Origin of the sequence: Amycolatopsis sp. CA-161197 (genome assembly GCF_050942255.1) — a bacterium.
Taxonomy (GTDB): Bacteria; Actinomycetota; Actinomycetes; order Mycobacteriales; family Pseudonocardiaceae; genus Amycolatopsis.
Genome location: NZ_CP192059.1, coordinates 9256557 through 9273041, shown reverse-complemented (window position 1 = coordinate 9273041; position 16485 = coordinate 9256557). Strand labels below are relative to the sequence as shown.

Genomic DNA, 16485 nt, shown 5'->3' with positions numbered 1-16485 from the left:
TGGCGGCATGCCCTACCTCGAAACCCGGCCGCCCCGGTCCCACGGCGCCGTCCCCGTTCCGGTAACGGTCTTCGACGACGGGGCCGCCGCCGTGGTGAATCTCGATCCCGCCCTGCTGGCCGCGTTGCGCCGGGCCGCTTCGGTCGCCGCCGCCGAGGGCGTCGAGATCCTCGTCAACGGCGGCTGGCGGTCACCGGAGTACCAGGAGTGGCTGCTCGTGGACGCCGTGGCGCGCTACGGCTCGGCGGCCGAGGCCGCGCGGTGGGTGGCCACTCCGGACACTTCCGCGCACGTGTCGGGGCACGCGGTGGATGTCGGCCCGTCGGCGGCTCGGGTGTGGTTGTCGGAGCATGGTTCGCGGTTTGGGTTGTGTCAGATCTACCGGAACGAACCGTGGCATTACGAGCTACGGCTGGAGGCGGTTGAGGGTGGTTGTCCGCCGATGTATGCGGATCCGTCGGAAGATCCACGAATGAGGCGGTGACGGGGCTTTCCTCGGGATACGCTGCTCGCGAAGGTCAGGTCGCGACGGGGAGGCCGCACGCTGATATGGCAAGGAAACCGGGCGACCTCGGCTCAGTGGGCGCGGTTTCGTGTCACGTGGTGCGCACGGATCGTCCGTGGGAAGCCGGAATCGACGCCATCGTCATTTCCGTCGGCGGCACATTCGGCACGCTCGGGCACGCGGTCAGCCGCGAGTTTCCCGAAGTCGACTGGGCTGCGATCGAATTCGACTCGATCACGCCGGGGCTGCCACAAGTCCTCGATCTGCGCGACAGCGTCACCGGTTCGCTGCGGTTCGCCCTGCTCGCGACACCGCACGACGGTGGCTCTTTCCAAGACCCGACGCTTCCTGCGATCGCCACTTCCACCGAAGCCGTCGTGCAGGCGGCGGCAAAGGCCGGCGCGGTCGCCTTGGGCTTGCCGCTGCTGGGCGCGGGCAGCCTCGGTTTCGAGCCGGACGCAGTTGCTGCCGTAGCGATTCCTGCGGCGGTGAAGGCGCTTCAAGGCCTCGACGGTGGAAGTCTCCAGCGGCTGGTTTTCCTCTGCCTCGACATCGCGACGGAAGACGCGATCCGTGCGGCCTGGAGTGGTGAGACAAGTGCAGCCGACCTGGCCGGTGGCGTTTCGAGTGATCGGGTCGACCCCAACGTCGGGATTCCGCTCGACCGTGACCGCCTCGGCGTCGCGCCGTACGTGTCCATGATGGCCGCGGTGATCGCCGACCGCAGCACCCCATTGCCTTTGTCCGTCGGGGTTTTCGGCGAGTGGGGCTCGGGCAAGAGCTACTTCATGGGGCTGCTGCGGGAAGAGGTGGGCCGGCTGGCGAGCTCCGGCAACCGCGCCTACACGCACGAGGTCGTGCAGATCGGCTTCAACGCCTGGCACTACGCCGACGCCAACCTGTGGGCCAGCCTCGGCGACGAGATCTTCCGCCAGCTCGCCGGCCCCGGTCCGAGTGCGCAGGAACGCCGCGTGAAGCTGCGGCAGGAACTCAGCGGACGGCTCGAGCAGGCCAAGGAACTCGAGGACGCCAAGGACCAGGCACAGACCACGGTCGCGAAGCTCCAGGCCGACGTCGACAAAGCCACTTCGAAGCGCGAAACCACCGGGAAAGCCCTCGTCCACGCGTTGGCGAGCTCCGGGCAGGTGTGGCGGCACCTCGGCGTTCAGGACGAGGCCGAGCAAGGCGCGTTGCTGGTCGAGCAGTTGCGCGGCGCGCTGACTGAGGCCGACGCGCTGCGGAGATCGCCCAAGGACCGCTGGGGCAAGGTCGCGCTGGCCGCGGCCGCGGTGATCCTGCTGGTGGGCTTCCTCGTCGCGGTGGTCGCGCCGGCGGCGTGGCAGTGGCTGACGGCGGCGGGCGCCGGGTTCGTCGCCGTGGCCGGCACCGGGATCGCGTTCCTGGCCCGGGCCAGGTCGGGAATCCAGGCGCTGCGCGAACTCGGTGACCAGCTGCGCAGCGGGATGGACCAGGCGTCGCCGGAGGTCGCCGGGCTGCTGGACGAGATCCGCAGGACCGAGGCCGACCAGCGGGTCGCCGAGGCCCAGCTGGACGAGGTCGTGGCTCGCGTCGGCGAGCTCGGCCGGCAGCTGACCGAGCTGACGCCGGGCCGAAGTCTCTACACCTTCCTGGCCGAACGCGCGCGCGATGACTCCTACCGACGCAACCTCGGCCTCGTCTCGACGATCCGGAAGGACTTCGAGCAGCTCGTCGAGCTGATGGCCGACTGGCGAGCGCATCCCGAGCCGGGCGGGAAGGCGATCGACCGGATCGTGCTGTACATCGACGACCTCGACCGGTGCAGCTCGCGGCAGGTGGTCGAGGTGCTCGAAGCGATACACCTGCTGCTCGCGCTGGAACTGTTCGTGGTGGTGGTCGGAGTCGACCCCCGGTGGCTGGTGCGGTCGCTGAGCAGCCACTACGACGAGATCCTCGCCGAGACTCCGGGCGGCGGGCACGTGACACCCGAGGACTACCTGGAGAAGATCATCAACCTGCCGCTGGTTCTGCCCGGCATGTCGTCGGGAAGCCTGCGCCGGTTGCTGCACTCGCTCGTGCCGGAACAGACCGCTCGAGCCCAATCCGTCACTGAGCTGCCGTCCCCGCCACCGGTTGCGCAGGAGGCGGTTCCGGACATCGAAGCCGGGTCCGAAGTAGACAGTCGACGGCGGCCCGAGCGGGCCGTGAAACCACCACGTCCGCTCACCGACCGGGAGATCGAGCTGTTGTCCTCCTTGGACCGGCTGGTTGCCACGCCGCGCGAGGCGAAACGGCTGTTCAACTTCTACCGGATGCTCCGCTCGACCCGGGATCTCTCCGAGGTGTCGCGGTTCCTCGGTGAAGACGGGGAACCGGGCGAATACCAGGTGGTCGTCGCACTGCTCGGCTTGCTGACCGCGCCGGCCCATTTGCTGGGCAACGCGCTGGACGGTGCCGCCGACGCGAGCCGGTCGGTCCGTGGCGGTCTGGCCCGCCGGTCGAGCGAAGCGACGTGGGCCGGGTTCGTCGCCGATTGCGAGCCCCAGCGCGAGGGCGAGCGATGGGGGAACGCGGTTGTCGGCGCCCTGAGCGAAGAGGAAGCGCGCGTCTGGCTTCGGTTGCACCGAGGACTTGCGCAGGCGTCGGCCGCGCTGGAGGTCGACCGCTTGGCCCATTTCCAGAAGTGGGTTCCGGTGATCCGCCGGTTCTCCTACGTGCTCTCGCCCGCGGCCTGAACTCAGGCCGGGATACGAGCCGATTCACCAGGTGTGTCGGCGCCGAAGCGGGTGATGTCCGTGGTGAGGTCGAGGGGGCCGTTGTGGGCGCGGTCGGCGGGCGTGATCCGGGACTGGGGGACCAGCCAGCAGATCTCGAACTCCAGGCCGTCCGGGTCTTTGGCGTAGAGGGCTTTCGTGGTGCCGTGGTCGGTGGAGCCGACGAGGGCGCCGGCGGTCTGCAGGGCGCCGAGGTAGGTCTGGAGGTCGGCGAGGGTGGGGACTTCCCAGGCGAGGTGGTACAGGCCGACGGAACCGGCGGGGGCCGCGGCGGCGTCCGGGAGGGTGAAGAGGCCCAGGTCGTGGTCGTTGTGGGAGTCGGGGGCCTGGAGGAAGACGGCGCGGTCCGAGGTGTGCACCGCGCGGAAGCCCAGGACGTCGACGTAGAAGGCGCTGCTGCGGGCGGCGTCGCGGACCCAGAGGACGGCGTGGTTCAGGCCTCGGATCGGCATGGTGACTCCTTCATGGCAACGACAACGGCAACTTCAGAGTGGCAGCGCGAACGCGGAACCGCCGTCGTGCCACCACTTCCGGTAGAAGCGCGAGTCCTCGACCAGCGCGAGGTACCTGGCCTCGATCTTGGCACACATCTCGTCCACCAGTGAAGCGATCGGGGAGTCGGTGCGCCACGCGAGGACGAGCTCGCGGTAGAGCGGGGTGCCGGTCAGCGACACCGTCGAGATGCCCGTGCGGTCGGTGCCGATGGGGTAGAGCAGGCAGATCGCGCGGCCCTCGGCGGTCAGGGCGAACGCGACGTGCGCCTCGTTGGTCAGGTGCGTGATGCGCTGGTCGAACCCGGCCGACGCGCAGGTGCGGGCGAAGAACTCGTTCATTCCGCTGTCGTCGGGGTCAGGCATCACCCAGCGTTCGTCGGCCAATTCGGCGAGCGCGACCTCGCCGCGCGCGGCCAGGGCGTGGTCTTCCGCGACGCCGATGAAAAACGGTTCCCGCAGCAGCAGGCGGTGTTCGACGCCGTCGGGCGGGATCAGGGGGAAGCCCGGGAACGCGCGCATCACGGCGACGTCCAGCTCACCTGAGCGCAGCAAGGCCGTCAGCGCACCCGTTTCGCGGATTGTGCGGCTGGTGACCTCGCGCCGGGGCAGCATGGTCGTCAACGCGTTCACCAGGAGGCTGAACTGCTGCGCCGGAATCCCGCCGACGCGAACGGGCGCGCCCGCTTCGTGTTGTGCGTTGAGGCGCGCGGCGCGTTGCAGGGCGTCGAAGCCGTGCAGCACTTTCTGCGCGTCGCGCACCAGTTCCGTGCCGGTGTGGGTGGGCAGCACGCCTTCGGCCGAACGGACGAACAGCGGCCCGCCGAGGAACTGCTCGATCCGTTTGAGCTGCGTGGTCACCGCCGGCTGCGTGAGGTGCAGGCGGCCCGCGGCCCTGCGCAGGCTGCCGGCCTCGGCGATCGCGACCACGAGCTCGAGGTGCCGGATTTCCAGGCGCATGGGGAAAACATTATCGCCGGATGCAATAGGGCCGATCCCGTGATGATCATGGCCACACCGCATCGTGCCTGGTTACGGTGCCCGGCGTGACATCTCTGGTCCCGGTTCCGCTCATCGGGAAAACGACGCTTCCCGTCCTGTTCTCCGACGACGTGCTGCAGCGGTTCCTCGACGCGGCGGCCATCGAATACGCGTTCATCACGCCCGAGGAACCGAGACCGTGTTTCGCCGTGCTGCTGGGCACCTTCGCCGACGACGCGCTGATCGTCTCGGACCTCGCGTTCGGCCGCAACGCGCGCGTCACCGACCCGAGCGCGCGTGAGGAATTCACGACCACGATCGTGCCGAAATTCGGCTCCGCGTATGAGAATTCGGTGCGCGCGTGGTGGCTGGATCCGGCCGATCTGCTGCGCATCACCCGCGAAGCCGACGCGCGTGGTCTGGACGTGCTCGGGTCCGTCCACCTGCACCCCGACTGGCACCGCCTCGGGCCCGAATGCGAACGCGGCCGCCCGCTGAGCGAACGCCCGACGCCCATGGACGCGTACGTCTTCCGCAGCGCGGGCTGGCCGCTCAACGTCGTGTGTTACCTCGAACGCCAGCACGGCGACTTCTACTACTCGCTGGCCGCGTGGAACGGCGACTGCGAATCGCTGCCACTGCGCGTGGGGATGGTGACGGCGTGAACGAGTCGATTCGCGCTCTCTGGCAGACGATGACCGACGGCTGGGCAAACGGCGACGCAACGCAGTTCGCCTCCGTCTTCGCGTCCGACGTCGACTTCGTCAACGTGCGCGGCGAAGCACTCGTCGGCCGCGAAGCCGTGGAAACAGGCCACGCCCAGCTGTTCGCCACGGCCTACCGCGGCACGACGTTGTCCGCCGAAGTCACGTTGATCCGCCCCCTGTCGCCGGCGCTTTCGCTCGTGCACGCGACGTCGGAGATCGGGCCCGCCGGCGTGGTGTCGCACGCGCAAGCCGTGGTCCGCCACGACGGCGAGCCGACGATCGCCGCTTTCCACAACATGATCCCGAAGGGACCCACCGCATGACCCGCCCCCGCCTGCGTCACCTCGCCTTGGTCGTGCAGGACGCGAAGCGCATGGCCGCCTTCTACTGCGAGCAGTTCGGCATGGAGCTGTTCCACACCGACCCCGACGGCAGCCACTTCGTGACCGACGGCTACCTCAACCTGGCGCTGATCCAGCAGCAGCTCGACGGCGACGTCGCCACCGGCTTCAACCACTTCGGTTTCCAGGTCTCGGAAATCCCGCCGATCGCCGAGCAGCTCGCCGAAGCGGGCGTTCCCCGGCCGGTGCTGCGCGGCGGGGACCGCCCGTTCGCGGAGTACCGCGCGATCGACCCGGAAGGCAACTGGTTCGACCTGTCCGAACACGGTTTCCTGCCGCCGGGCCTCGAGGAGTAGCTACCGCAACGCGGCCACGAGGTCGGTCGCGATGCGGTGCTCCACGTCCGCGGGCACGGGCTGCACCTCGTCGGCCAGCCCGCCCGCGGCGACCGCGGCGAGGCTGCGGGCCTGCAGCGTGAGGCCGAGGTCCATGGCCTGGATGGAGTTCCCGTTGGCGGCCGTGAGGTTGAGCATCCGGCCCTGGTCGAGCAGCACGATCTCACGGCCGTCGTCGAGGACGTGGCCCGTGCGTCGCGAGGGCGCGCCGTACTCGACGGTGCGGACGGTCTTCTCGGCGAGCGCCGCCCGGTCGATCTCCCACGCGAAGTGCCCGACGCCGGCGAGCACCGCGCCGTCGCGCAACGCCGCGAGCTCGGCCGCACCCAGCACCCCCGGGTGGCCGGTGGCGGTGAAGACCAGCTGCGCGTCGGCGACCACCTCGGCGGCGGAGCCGACGCTGTGGCCGTTGAGGATCGCCTCCAGGGCGCGCATCGGGTCGGTGTCGCAGACCGAAACACGCGCGCCGAGCCGGCTCAACGTGTCGGCGACGCCCTTGCCGCACGGCCCGTATCCGAGCACCGCGGCCCGCATCCCGGGCACCATGAGGTTGGTGGCGTTGAGGAAGCCCTGCACCACGCTCTGCCCGACGCCGAACTCGTTCTCCACCAGGAGCTTCAGCCGCGAGTCGTTGATCACGACCACGGGCTTGCCGAGCCGTGCTTTCGTTTCACGCAGCCGGATTCCACCCGTGGTGGTCTCCTCGGTGCCGCCGAGATAACCCGCCGGAGTACCGGAGCCGAGGAGCGAAACGGTGAGGTCGCCGCCGTTGTCCAGCGTGAGGTCGGGCTCGACTTCCAGCACTCGTTCGATGTTGCGGGCGTGCTCGGCCTCGCCGTCGCCGCGGCGGGTGAACACGGCGACGCCCAGCTCCGCGAGCGCGTCGGCGACGTCGTCGTGGGTGGTGCCGGGCGAGCCGGTGAGCCGCACGTCGACGCCGGCGCGCACGAGCAGCGTCACGAGCGCGGCGGTCTTCGGCTCCACGTGCAGGCACATCGCCAGCCGCTTGCCGGCGAGCACCGGGGTCAGTTCGGCGACCGCCTGCGCGGTGAGCGGCATGTGCTTGAGCGCCCAGGCCGTGGCGGGATGGGTTTCGGGCATGACGGTGTTCCTCTTCGGTTGTGGTGACGTTCGAACGGGGACGGACGACGTCGTCAGCCGTAGAAGTCACACCGATAGGAGTGGTCGCCGAAGATCGGCGTCACGAGCTCCTGCCGACGAGTGCACACATCACCACGATAGCCGAGGTCAGAGCGGGTGCTCCAGCCACACGTTCGGCTCCACGTACACCCCGAGGTCCTGCGCCACCGATCCCAGCACGGGCGCGATCCCGCCGGGCACGGTCGTGAGGCCGTCGCCGGGCCGCACGCCGGTCCACTCTTCCCACTGGTCCAACGTGCCCGTGACGGTCATCGCGAACGGCGCGATCTTCACCAGCCGCGCGCCCAGCCGTTCGTGGTTGCGCAGCCACGGATCCGCCGGCCGGCCCTGCTCGTCCCGCCGGGCGACGTAGTCCACAATGGACTCGACGGCGTGGTCGGCCTTGCCCGTCGGCCGCACCGGAACCACGAGCCGCGACAGCCCCGCGCGCCGGGCCCGGTTCTTCAGCTCCGTGAGCGCCAGCGCCGCGACGCCCTGGCCCCGAGCGCGCTCGGCGACGTTGACCTCCAGCGCCACCAGCGTGGTCGGCTCGCGATCGTCCATCACGTCCTGCGCGGCCCACAGCAGCGCACCGTCCCAGCCGTGGTCGGGCAGCTCGGTGCGCTCTTCCGTCGGGAACGCCACGGGGATCGCCGCCGCGCGGGCCACCGGCACGTCGTCTTCCAGCAGCACCAGGAAGAACTCCGGCCAGCGCGCAGCCAACCGCACCGACGCGGCGAGGTCGCCGATCACGTCGTGCGCCAGGAACTCCCCGCCGACCACGCCCAGTTCCAGCGCGGGCCGCCGCAGGTCCGGACGCGTCGCGAGGTCCTCGACGCGCACGGCCGGCTCGCCGCTCACGACCGGGCACCGCTTCTCCCGCCGGAAGCCGAGGGCGGCTCCGGGCGAGGGACGAGGTGACCGGCAACGTTCATGGCTCGCAGGGTAAACCGTGAATCCTCGGGACAGCCCCAGAATTCGTCATCGCACCGGCAGGGCCTGCCTGCGCCGGGCCAGCGCGGCCGGGTCGAGTGTGGCGCGCGTGCCCGCCTGATGGCCTTCGCGGTACCCCGAACCGGAGAGCCGGCGCGGCGCGGCCGCGCGCAGGTCGCCGTACTCGCGGTCGAACGCACTCTGCACGAGCGTGTTCCGGTCGCGCACCACCAGCTCCGCCGACTGCCCGCCCGACCCCGGGTGCTCGCGCGCCGCCGTGTCCTCGGCCCGCACCAGCCGATCGTGGACGGCGCGCGCGAAGCCGTGCAGCCACGTGCGGCGGTACGCGGCGAGCGACTCGCGGAACACCTGGTCGTCGGGCCGCACGCGGGTGAGCTGGGTGCTCGCCTGCAGCAGCAGGCTCGTGAACAGCAGCTCCACGCGCCCGAGATCGGATTTGAAGCCGAACACCGTGACCGCGTCCACGCCTTGGCCCACGCGGTGCAGCAACGTGCGGCAGCGCAACGGGTACGCGATGTTCGTGAGCAGGCTCGCCTTGTCGCGGCTGTACGGGTTTTCGATGGGGATCTTCAGCACGGTGATGTCGTCCGAGCCCTGCCCGGCGGCGGCGAGCATCGCGTTGTCGATGCCGTACCGGGCGATCAGCTCGGCCGCCTTCGTGTTGTACAGCTCGGCTTCTTCCGCGGTCACCGCCGGGTCTTCGGCCTTGGCGAGCAGCTTGCGGATGCGCTCCAGCTGCGTGTCGTGGGCGGGCATGATCCCCCTCTCCTGCTGGGCCGGGCCCGGGCGGGCCGGCGTGGGGTCCAAGGTAGGCGCGGGGTACGACAATATTCGATCAGGTGTTCGGACGCGTGGCAGGGTGCCCGCGTGTCGATACGATCCGTGAGTGGATTCGTCCGGGGATTCTCCTGACGTGCCGGACGCCGTGGTCGTCGGCTCCGGCCCCAACGGCCTGGCCGCCGCCGTGCTGCTCGCCCGCGCCGGTCTCGCGGTCGACCTGCACGAAACCGCGGCGGAGCTCGGCGGGGGCGCGCGCTCGGCGCGGCTGTTCGACGCCGACGTGGTCCACGACGTCTGCTCGGCCGTGCACCCGATGGCCGTCGCTTCGCCGTTCTTCCAGGGCTTCGACCTCGCCGCGCACGGCGTCGAGCTGTGCCGGCCCGAAGTCGCGTACGGGCACCCCGTCGACGAGCGGCGCACCGGCCTCGCGTACGCGGACCTCGACCGCACCTGCGACCGCCTCGGCGCCGACGGCGAGCGCTGGCGCCGCCTGATGGGGCCGCTCGTCGAGCACACCGCCGAGATCGTCGATCTGCTGCTGGGTGACCTGCGACGTCCACCGCGGCCGTCCATCGCCGCCCTGCTCGTGCCGCGGATCCTCGCGCTCGGCACCGGCGTCGACGAGATCCTGTTCCGCGGCCCCGAAGCCCCCGCGCTGCTCGCCGGCGTGGCCGCGCACCCGATGGGCCCGCTGCCGTCGCTGGTCGGCGGCGGTACGGCTCTGCTGCTCGGGCACCTCGCGCACGCCGGTGGCTGGCCGGTTCCGCGTGGCGGCACGCAGGTGCTCACCGACGTGCTCGCCGCCGATTTCGTCGCGCACGGCGGCCGGGTCCACACCTCCAGCCGGGTGACGGACCTGCGGGAGTTCACGAAAACGCGTGCCGTGCTGCTCGATGTCAGTCCGCGTGGCCTGCTCGAACTCGCGGGACCCTTCGCGCCACCCGGCTACCGTCGCGCGCTCGAGAACGTGCGTTACGGACCGGGGGCGGCGAAGGTCGACTTCCTCGTGTCGGAGCCGATTCCGTGGCGCGAGCCGGAGCTGGCGAAGGCCGCGACCGTCCACATCGGAGGGACGGCCGCGCAGGTCCGCGCGGGTGAGAACACTGTGGCCGGCGGGCGGCGCGCCGAGGAGCCGTACGTGCTGCTCGCCCAGCCGATGGCCGCCGATCCCTCGCGCGGACTTCCGCACAAGCAGCCGATCTGGGCCTATGCCCACGTGCCCAACGGGGACCCGCTCGACGCCACCGATGTCGTCCGTCGTCGCATCGAACGTTTCGCTCCCGGCTTCAGCGACACGATCCTCGCGTCACGCGCGATTCCCGCGGCCGAGCTGGAGAGCTACAACGCGAACTACGTCGGCGGCGACATCTCCGGCGCTGCCGTGACGCTGCGGCAGCTGCTCGCCCGCCCGGTCGTCCGCTGGAATCCCCACACGACCCCGTTGCGTGGCGTCTACCTGTGCTCCAGCGCGACCCCGCCGGGCCCGGGCGTGCACGGCATGGCCGGCCTGCACGCCGCGAAAACCGCGCTGCGGCGCGAATTCGGCCTCGCGCTGCCCGCCGGCTGGTGATCAGCCGCGCGGGCGGTCACCCACCCCGGTACACCGGCGGAGAACCGCCTACCACCAGCGCGGTAGGCGCGTACGGTTGGCGGTTCGTCCGGATAGCGAAACGGCCACCCATTCGGCGTTGCCCTGCCCTCGCCGAGCGTCAGCCCAGGTACGCGTCGAGCGTCACCGCGAGGGCCGATTCCGGCGACGGGGCGAAGCTGGCGCCCGCCAGGCCGCCCCACAGCCACAGCTGCGCGAGCCCGTGCAGCGCCGCCCACAGTGAAGCGGCGACGAGCCGCGGGTCGGTCCCCGGCTTGAGCCGGTCGTCGTGCGCGGCTTCGCGGTCGAGACGCACCAGGTCGGCGAAGTAGTCGAAGACGGCGCTGCTCGCGGCCACGAGCCCGGGTTCGGCCGGGTCGATGAGGTCGCGGCGGAACATGAGCTCGAACATCGCGGGGTTGGCCAGGGCGAAGGCCACGTACGCGTGGCAGGCGGCCGTCACGCGCTCGCGCGGGTTGCCCTCGGGCAGCTTCGCACCGCGTTCGAGCAGCTGCGCGAAGCCGAGCGTCGCGACGGCCGACAGCAGCTCGGCGCGGCCGGAGAAGTGCCGCAGCGGCGCACCGTGGGAGACGCCGGCGGCTTTCGCGATGCCCCGCAACGTCACGGCGTCCACGCCTTCGTCGGCGAGCAGGGTCTCCGCGGTGGTGATCAGCCGCTGGCGGGCGCTCATAGCTGCGCTTCGGAGAACGCGACGGGCAGCAGGTCGGGGCGCTTGGGGAAAAAGCCGTCGCCGGGCGAGCGGCCGATCAGGCGGTTGTGCAGGCGAGTGACGGCGACCGGCACGACCTCCTGCCAGAACCACTGCAGGTCCGCGCGCAGGCTCGGGCGCGCGGGGAAGCCGGGGAGTGGCTGGAGCCAGCCGTTGTCGTGGCCGATGTGGAGGCGGTCGAGCACGTGGCCGGCCACGCGCAGGTGGCCCGCCTCGGACAGGTGCAGGCGGTCGGGGCCGAAGTAGCGCGAGTCGTGGGCGGCGTGGTCGGGCCACAGGTCCACGAGCTTGGCGCCGTAGCTCACCGACGCTTCGCAGATGGCGTCGTTGAGGGCGGTCACGCGCGGGTGCATGCGGGCGCCGAAGGGCATGCGGTGGGCGATGTCGCTCAAGGTGAAGGTGACCACGGTGGGCGCGATGTGCGTGCACCGGCGGATCGCGGCGTCGACGCGGCGCGCGACCGTGCGGGCGTTCCAGCCGCCGCTCATCACGTCGTTGCCGCCGCCGAACAGGGCGATCAGGTCGGGCTCGTGCCGCTCGGCGGCGGGCAGCTGCTCGACGATGATCTGGTCGAGCCGCCGGCCGCGCACCGCGAGGTTGGCGTAGCGGAACTCGGGCTCGTCCCGCGCCAGCCGGCCCGCGACGAAGTCCGCCCAGCCCCGGTACTGGCTGTGGTCCGGGTACGGATCGTCGAGCCCTTCGGCGCAGCTGTCGCCGACGGCGACGAATTTCTGAAAGCCCATGTCGATCTCCGTAACCCGTGGTTCACCTTGTAGACACTGTCTATCAAACTCTAGTAGACGGTGTCTACGTGAGGTTCACTTCTTCACGGTGTCCTGTCCGGCTGAAGTCGTCGGTGTCCGGACCTTGCCGGGGCCGTGAGGCGGGGTGCCAATGCAACCGGCAGGTCAGAGACCAGGCGTTCGGCGCCGCCGAGGCACTTGACTCGGTGCGTGACAGGCTCGCGTCATGATCGATGATGTCGCGAAGGAGTACTTGCACAGCGATCTGCGAGAGCTCCGCGAGGTGATGCTCTGGAAGCTCGAAGGGCTGGGTGAGTACGAGATCCGCCGCCCCCTGACCCAGACCGGAACCAACCTTCTTGGGCTGGTCAAGCACCTGGCGCTCTCGGAATCCCGGTACTTCGGCGAAGTCTTCGACCGGCCGTTCGCCGAACCCCTGCCCCGATGGGACGACCTCGGGCAACGCGGCGCTGACATGTGGGCCACCGAGCTCGAGACGCGTGAGGAGATCATCGGCCGCTACCGACGCGTCTGGGCGCACTCCGACGCGACGATCGCGGCTCTGGACATCGATTCGCCTGGTCACGTGCCCTGGTGGCCGCGACCGCAGGTGATGCTGTTCAACGTTCTGGTCCACCTGCTCGCCGAGACCAGCCGGCACGCCGGACACGCCGACATCCTGCGCGAACAACTGGACGGCTCGACCGGCACGGCCGCCGACTACGCCACCCGGCAGCGCGACGCGGCGTTCTGGGAAGTCCGGCGCATCCAGATCGAGCAAGCCGCCGCAGCAGTCGTCGCCAAGCCCCATCACGGCCTTCAGCCGTAACGGCGAGTGGGTTCGTCCGGGCAGGACATCACTGACCGGCCCGGCGGCGAAGCTGACGTGCTCCGTGTCGCCGCTGACATCGCCGAGGCCGTGGGTCTGTCCGAAGGCACCGGCCGCAACCACCTGTCCGCGGCGATCGGCAAGACCCGGGCCCGCACCCGCGCGGAAGCCGCCCGGCTCGCCGAGGACAACGGCTGGCTGTGACCCGGTGCCGGTCGGCTTGGGGTTCACTCGGGTGGGTTTGCCGAGATATATCGTTCGGCGATACGTTGGTGGCATGGCGATGTCCGAGCAGGTCTTCTTCATCCTCACCGCGCTGGTCGGCGAGCCGCGCCACGGCTACGGCATCGTCGGCGAAGTCGCGGACCTGTCAGAGGGCCGCGTGAAGCTCAAGGTCGGCACGCTCTACGGCGCCCTCGACCGCCTCACCGCGGAGGGCCTCGTGGAGCACGACCGCGAAGAGGTCCAGCAGGGCAGGCTGCGCCGCTACTACCGCCTGACCCGCTCCGGCGCCGACGCCGTCGCCGCAGAGGCCGCCCGCCAACACGCCAACGCCCAGGCTGCAACGGCCCGCCTCCGCGGCTGGCAGGCAAGACACGCGTGAACCACGTTCGTGACGGTGCCCGAGCCACCCGGCGGCTACTGCCGCGGTGATACCGGGCACGCTGGGCGGAGGACATTTCCTGGTGGGCGAACTGGGGCTGGTCGAGGTCGGTTCGGCCGGAAACCCTTTTGCGGCGGGGCGAAATGGCCGCCGACGGCGTGGGCAGGTTCGACCGTGCCGGGCCGGCGGGTGATGGCCGCGCGGGTTCGCTGACGGCGGGTCCGCTGGGTTGCCTGGCTTCGGTCGGCATGGTCCGGCACGAGACATCGGAATTCCAGTGCTCCCAGGCGAAACAGCCAGCAAGGTACGTCTTGCTGCCGGAGCGGGTCCGGTGGGGTGGCGGCCGCGGCGTTGATCGAGGGTGTGGTGGTGCTAGCCGTGGCGGTGCTGGTGTCCGTGTGGGCGCCGCGGTCGGGCGTGAGGGTGGGGTGAAGGCCGCTGGACCGGGCCGGGCCCGTCCGCAATGATCTTCGCCATGAAGATCCTGGTGGTGGGTGGAAGCGGATTGCTGGGACACCACGTGCTGGAGCAGCTGAGGCTGCGCGGGCACGAGGCGACCACGGTGGCCCGCACGGCGCGCGCAGGCGTTGACCGACTCCTCGACGTCACGACGGCCTCGGAAGACGCCCTGCGCGAGCTCCTCGCCGGCCACGACGGGGTGGTGTTCGCGGGCGGCAGTGACGACCGGAGGGTCGACAAGGGACCGGTCGCGCCGCGGTTGCACGCGGGCAACGTCGCGCCGGTGGTGGCGCTGCTGAAGGCGGCGCGCGAGGCCGGGTGCACGCGGGCGGCGGTGCTGGCGTCGTACTACACGTATTTCGACCGCGTGCACCCCGAGTGGGGCCTGGCGGCGAAGCACCCGTACGTGCGCAGCCGGATCGAGCAGGCGAAGCTCGCCCGCGAGACGGCCGGGCCGGATCTGCCGGTGGCGATCATCGAGGTGCCCTACGTGTTCGGCGTCGCGCCGGGGCGGGTGCCCGAGTGGTCGGTGCCGGTGGTGAAGTGGGTGCGGTCGTCGGCTCCGCTGTTCGCGCCCCGGGGCGGCAGCGCGGCGACGAGCGCGCGGGGCGTCGGCATCGTGACCGTCGACGCCCTCGAGGACGGCTCGGGCGCCGACCTCCCCGTGGTCGAGGAAAACCTGCGCTGGACGGACATGCTCACCCGTATGGCCGGCGCCGCCGGAAAGCCTCGGCCGGTCCGCACCTTGCCCGCCGGCGTCGTCCGCGCGATGTTCCGCCTCGGCGGTCGCGTGAACGGCCTCACCGGCAAGCAGCCCGGCCTCACCATCGAGCACCTCGACGGGCTGTTCCTGCGCGAGCTGTTCGTCGAGCCACCCGTCCACCGCTCCGTCGACGAAGCCATCCGCGAGACCGCGAAAGCCTGACCGCACAAGGAAACTGGGGCTCAGCTCAGCCGCGACCGGTGCGTCCGCGCCACCGCCAGCCGGGGATCCGCCGGGTCCAAGGCCGCGCACAGGGTGTCGAGCACTTCGAGGTCATCGGCGCCGCAAGAGGTTTCCCAGAAGGACCAGAGCGTGTCCGGGTCGGTGCTGTTGAGGGAGACCTGCCGGACCTGCGCCGTGAGGGACTCGCGTTCCTCCAGGATCGCCGGGGCCTCCGACTCCGGCAGCAGCGGGCCGCGGAACGTGCGGGTGGCCTCACGGGCGTCGCCGCGGCGCAGGGCGGCGCGGGTGCGGAGGAAGTCGGCGTCGACGTCGGTGGCGAGGCGGTAGGGCCGCGTCTGCACGACACCCGTGCCGAGCTGCGTGCGCAGGCGGTGGATTTCCGCGCGGACGGTGACCGGGTTGCCGTTTTCGCCGTAGAGCTGCAGGGCGAGCCGCTCGGCGGACAACCCGCGCGGGTGCAGGGCGAGCAACGTGAGCAGCTCGGAGTGGCGCAGGGTGAACGGGATTTCGCGGCCGTCGAGGGTCGTGGAGCCGGCGGCGTCGGTGAGGTACTCCAGCGTGAGCCGGCGGCGGTGCGTCGGGCCGGATGTGGCCAGGCGCAGGAGGAACCCGTCGTCGAGCGGGTCGACAACCGCGATGCGGCCGTCCGGCAGCGTCACCGTGCCGCCGCCCCGGCGAACCTCCACTGTGGACGGAAGCGTGCACGACTCGGCCGCCAGCACACGCCCGCCCGCCGACAGCAGCGCGCCCGGGCGGCCGCGCAGCGCGTCGAGGTGGCGCATGTTCGCGCGGCGCATCTTCTCGTCGCGCACCGCCAGCTGCGCGCGCAGCTGACCTTCAGCGAGCTGCGCACTGGCCGTGACGAGCGCGAGCATCGCCGGGTGCACCGTCCGCAGCGGCCCGGACACGTCGATCGACCCGAGCAGCTCGCCCGTCTCCGGGTCGCGCACGGGCGCCGCCGCGCACGTCCACGCGTGGTAGCGGCGCACGAGGTGCTCGGCGGAGTAGATCTGCACGGGCTGGCCGGTCGCGAGCGTAGTGCCCATCGCGTTGGTCCCGATCGCCTCCTCGGTCCACCGCGTGCCCTCGGTCAGCGCCACGCGGTCCGCGCGCAGCAGCACACCGGTGGCCCCTCGCGCCACAGGACCAGACCGTCGGCGTCGGTCACGATCATCATGTGCTCGGCGTCGTCGGCGATGCTCACGAGTGTCTGGCGCAGCAACGGCAGCACGGGCGCGAGCGGGTGCTCGGCGCGCAGATCGGTGACTTCCGACGGCTCGCAGATCAGCGGCGCCTCACCCGAATCGGGGTCGACGTGGGCCGCCAGGGAGCGCCGCCACGAGGCTGAGACCACTGAGCGTGGCGACCGCGGCGCGGGAACGCCCGAGAGCACTGCCGAGTGGACGTCCTCCAATAGCCGCGCGTACGCCTCCGGATCGCGCAGCAAGTTGGCTTCGGGCGGCTCCGCCACCACACCAGCGTAGAGACCCAGCTCACACGGCTGCAACGTCCGTGCAACGTCGCGCGGCCTACGTTCGG

At 71.0% G+C, this 16485-nt stretch carries 16 protein-coding genes and 2 pseudogenes; 10 read left to right on the top strand and 8 right to left on the bottom strand.

Annotated features, from left to right (window positions below; translation table 11 throughout):
* Positions 1-7 precede the first annotated feature (7 nt).
* Together ACQPXB_RS43885 and ACQPXB_RS43880 are read left to right on the top strand one after the other, a co-directional pair.
* Positions 8-484: a M15 family metallopeptidase gene (locus ACQPXB_RS43885; protein ID WP_432847848.1), complete on the top strand. Its 477-nt coding sequence runs from the start codon at positions 8-10 to the stop codon at positions 482-484.
* 119 nt (positions 485-603) lie between these two features.
* Positions 604-3219 (top strand): P-loop NTPase fold protein, encoded by a 2616-nt coding sequence (locus ACQPXB_RS43880; protein ID WP_432847846.1) that lies wholly within the window; start codon positions 604-606, stop codon positions 3217-3219.
* A gap of 2 nt (positions 3220-3221) precedes the next feature.
* Here the strand turns inward: ACQPXB_RS43880 and ACQPXB_RS43875 are convergent, their stop codons facing one another.
* Both ACQPXB_RS43875 and ACQPXB_RS43870 read right to left on the bottom strand, forming a co-directional pair.
* On the bottom strand, positions 3222-3710 hold the full coding sequence (locus ACQPXB_RS43875; protein WP_432847844.1) for a VOC family protein: 489 nt from the start codon (positions 3708-3710) through the stop codon (positions 3222-3224).
* A 33-nt stretch (positions 3711-3743) separates the two neighbouring features.
* Positions 3744-4709: a LysR family transcriptional regulator gene (locus tag ACQPXB_RS43870; RefSeq protein WP_432847843.1), complete on the bottom strand. Its 966-nt coding sequence runs from the start codon at positions 4707-4709 to the stop codon at positions 3744-3746.
* A gap of 86 nt (positions 4710-4795) precedes the next feature.
* Here ACQPXB_RS43870 and ACQPXB_RS43865 point away from each other — a divergent pair, with 86 nt between their 5' ends.
* Genes ACQPXB_RS43865 through ACQPXB_RS43855 form a run of 3 tightly spaced genes read left to right on the top strand, consistent with a single transcriptional unit; the run spans position 4796 to position 6134 of the window.
* Positions 4796-5395: a hypothetical protein gene (locus tag ACQPXB_RS43865; RefSeq protein WP_432847841.1), complete on the top strand. Its 600-nt coding sequence runs from the start codon at positions 4796-4798 to the stop codon at positions 5393-5395.
* A complete protein-coding gene (locus tag ACQPXB_RS43860) occupies positions 5392-5760 on the top strand; it encodes an SgcJ/EcaC family oxidoreductase (protein WP_432847839.1) in 369 nt (122 codons plus the stop codon). The genes ACQPXB_RS43865 and ACQPXB_RS43860 overlap by 4 nt, the downstream gene beginning before the upstream one ends.
* Entirely contained in the window at positions 5757-6134 is a 378-nt protein-coding gene (locus tag ACQPXB_RS43855; RefSeq protein WP_432847837.1) for a VOC family protein, read from the top strand. The genes ACQPXB_RS43860 and ACQPXB_RS43855 overlap by 4 nt, the downstream gene beginning before the upstream one ends.
* Here the strand turns inward: ACQPXB_RS43855 and ACQPXB_RS43850 are convergent, their stop codons facing one another.
* From ACQPXB_RS43850 to ACQPXB_RS43840, 3 genes are all read right to left on the bottom strand, one after another.
* Positions 6135-7274 (bottom strand): adenosylhomocysteinase, encoded by a 1140-nt coding sequence (locus ACQPXB_RS43850; RefSeq protein WP_432847835.1) that lies wholly within the window; start codon positions 7272-7274, stop codon positions 6135-6137.
* A 147-nt stretch (positions 7275-7421) separates the two neighbouring features.
* On the bottom strand, positions 7422-8156 hold the full coding sequence (locus ACQPXB_RS43845) for a GNAT family N-acetyltransferase (protein WP_366584828.1): 735 nt from the start codon (positions 8154-8156) through the stop codon (positions 7422-7424).
* Between the two features lie 138 nt (positions 8157-8294).
* Positions 8295-9023, bottom strand: a complete 729-nt coding sequence (locus ACQPXB_RS43840) for a DUF2786 domain-containing protein (protein ID WP_432847833.1) — start codon at positions 9021-9023, stop codon at positions 8295-8297.
* Positions 9024-9153: 130 nt separating this feature from the next.
* Between ACQPXB_RS43840 and ACQPXB_RS43835 the strand changes: the two genes are divergently transcribed.
* The gene (locus ACQPXB_RS43835; RefSeq protein WP_432847831.1) at positions 9154-10617 is read left to right on the top strand and encodes a phytoene desaturase family protein; all 1464 of its coding nucleotides are present in this window, start codon (positions 9154-9156) and stop codon (positions 10615-10617) included.
* A 139-nt stretch (positions 10618-10756) separates the two neighbouring features.
* Here ACQPXB_RS43835 and ACQPXB_RS43830 read toward each other — a convergent pair whose 3' ends face one another.
* Complete coding sequence (locus ACQPXB_RS43830) at positions 10757-11326, bottom strand: TetR/AcrR family transcriptional regulator (RefSeq protein WP_220244346.1); 570 nt, start codon at positions 11324-11326, stop codon at positions 10757-10759.
* The gene (locus ACQPXB_RS43825; RefSeq protein WP_432847830.1) at positions 11323-12108 is read right to left on the bottom strand and encodes an SGNH/GDSL hydrolase family protein; all 786 of its coding nucleotides are present in this window, start codon (positions 12106-12108) and stop codon (positions 11323-11325) included. The genes ACQPXB_RS43830 and ACQPXB_RS43825 overlap by 4 nt, the downstream gene beginning before the upstream one ends.
* A 226-nt stretch (positions 12109-12334) precedes the next feature.
* Between ACQPXB_RS43825 and ACQPXB_RS43820 the strand changes: the two genes are divergently transcribed.
* From ACQPXB_RS43820 to ACQPXB_RS43805, 4 genes and pseudogenes are all read left to right on the top strand, one after another.
* On the top strand, positions 12335-12937 hold the full coding sequence (locus tag ACQPXB_RS43820) for a DinB family protein (protein ID WP_432847828.1): 603 nt from the start codon (positions 12335-12337) through the stop codon (positions 12935-12937).
* 48 nt (positions 12938-12985) lie between these two features.
* Positions 12986-13141, top strand: a pseudogene (locus ACQPXB_RS43815) (DNA-binding response regulator); the annotation flags it as partial.
* A gap of 73 nt (positions 13142-13214) precedes the next feature.
* Positions 13215-13541 (top strand): PadR family transcriptional regulator, encoded by a 327-nt coding sequence (locus tag ACQPXB_RS43810; RefSeq protein ID WP_386951306.1) that lies wholly within the window; start codon positions 13215-13217, stop codon positions 13539-13541.
* A gap of 475 nt (positions 13542-14016) precedes the next feature.
* Positions 14017-14925, top strand: a complete 909-nt coding sequence (locus tag ACQPXB_RS43805; protein ID WP_432847826.1) for an NAD-dependent epimerase/dehydratase family protein — start codon at positions 14017-14019, stop codon at positions 14923-14925.
* 20 nt (positions 14926-14945) lie between these two features.
* Here ACQPXB_RS43805 and ACQPXB_RS43800 read toward each other — a convergent pair.
* Positions 14946-16393: pseudogene (locus tag ACQPXB_RS43800) on the bottom strand (GAF domain-containing protein).
* Positions 16394-16485: the final 92 nt, after the last annotated feature.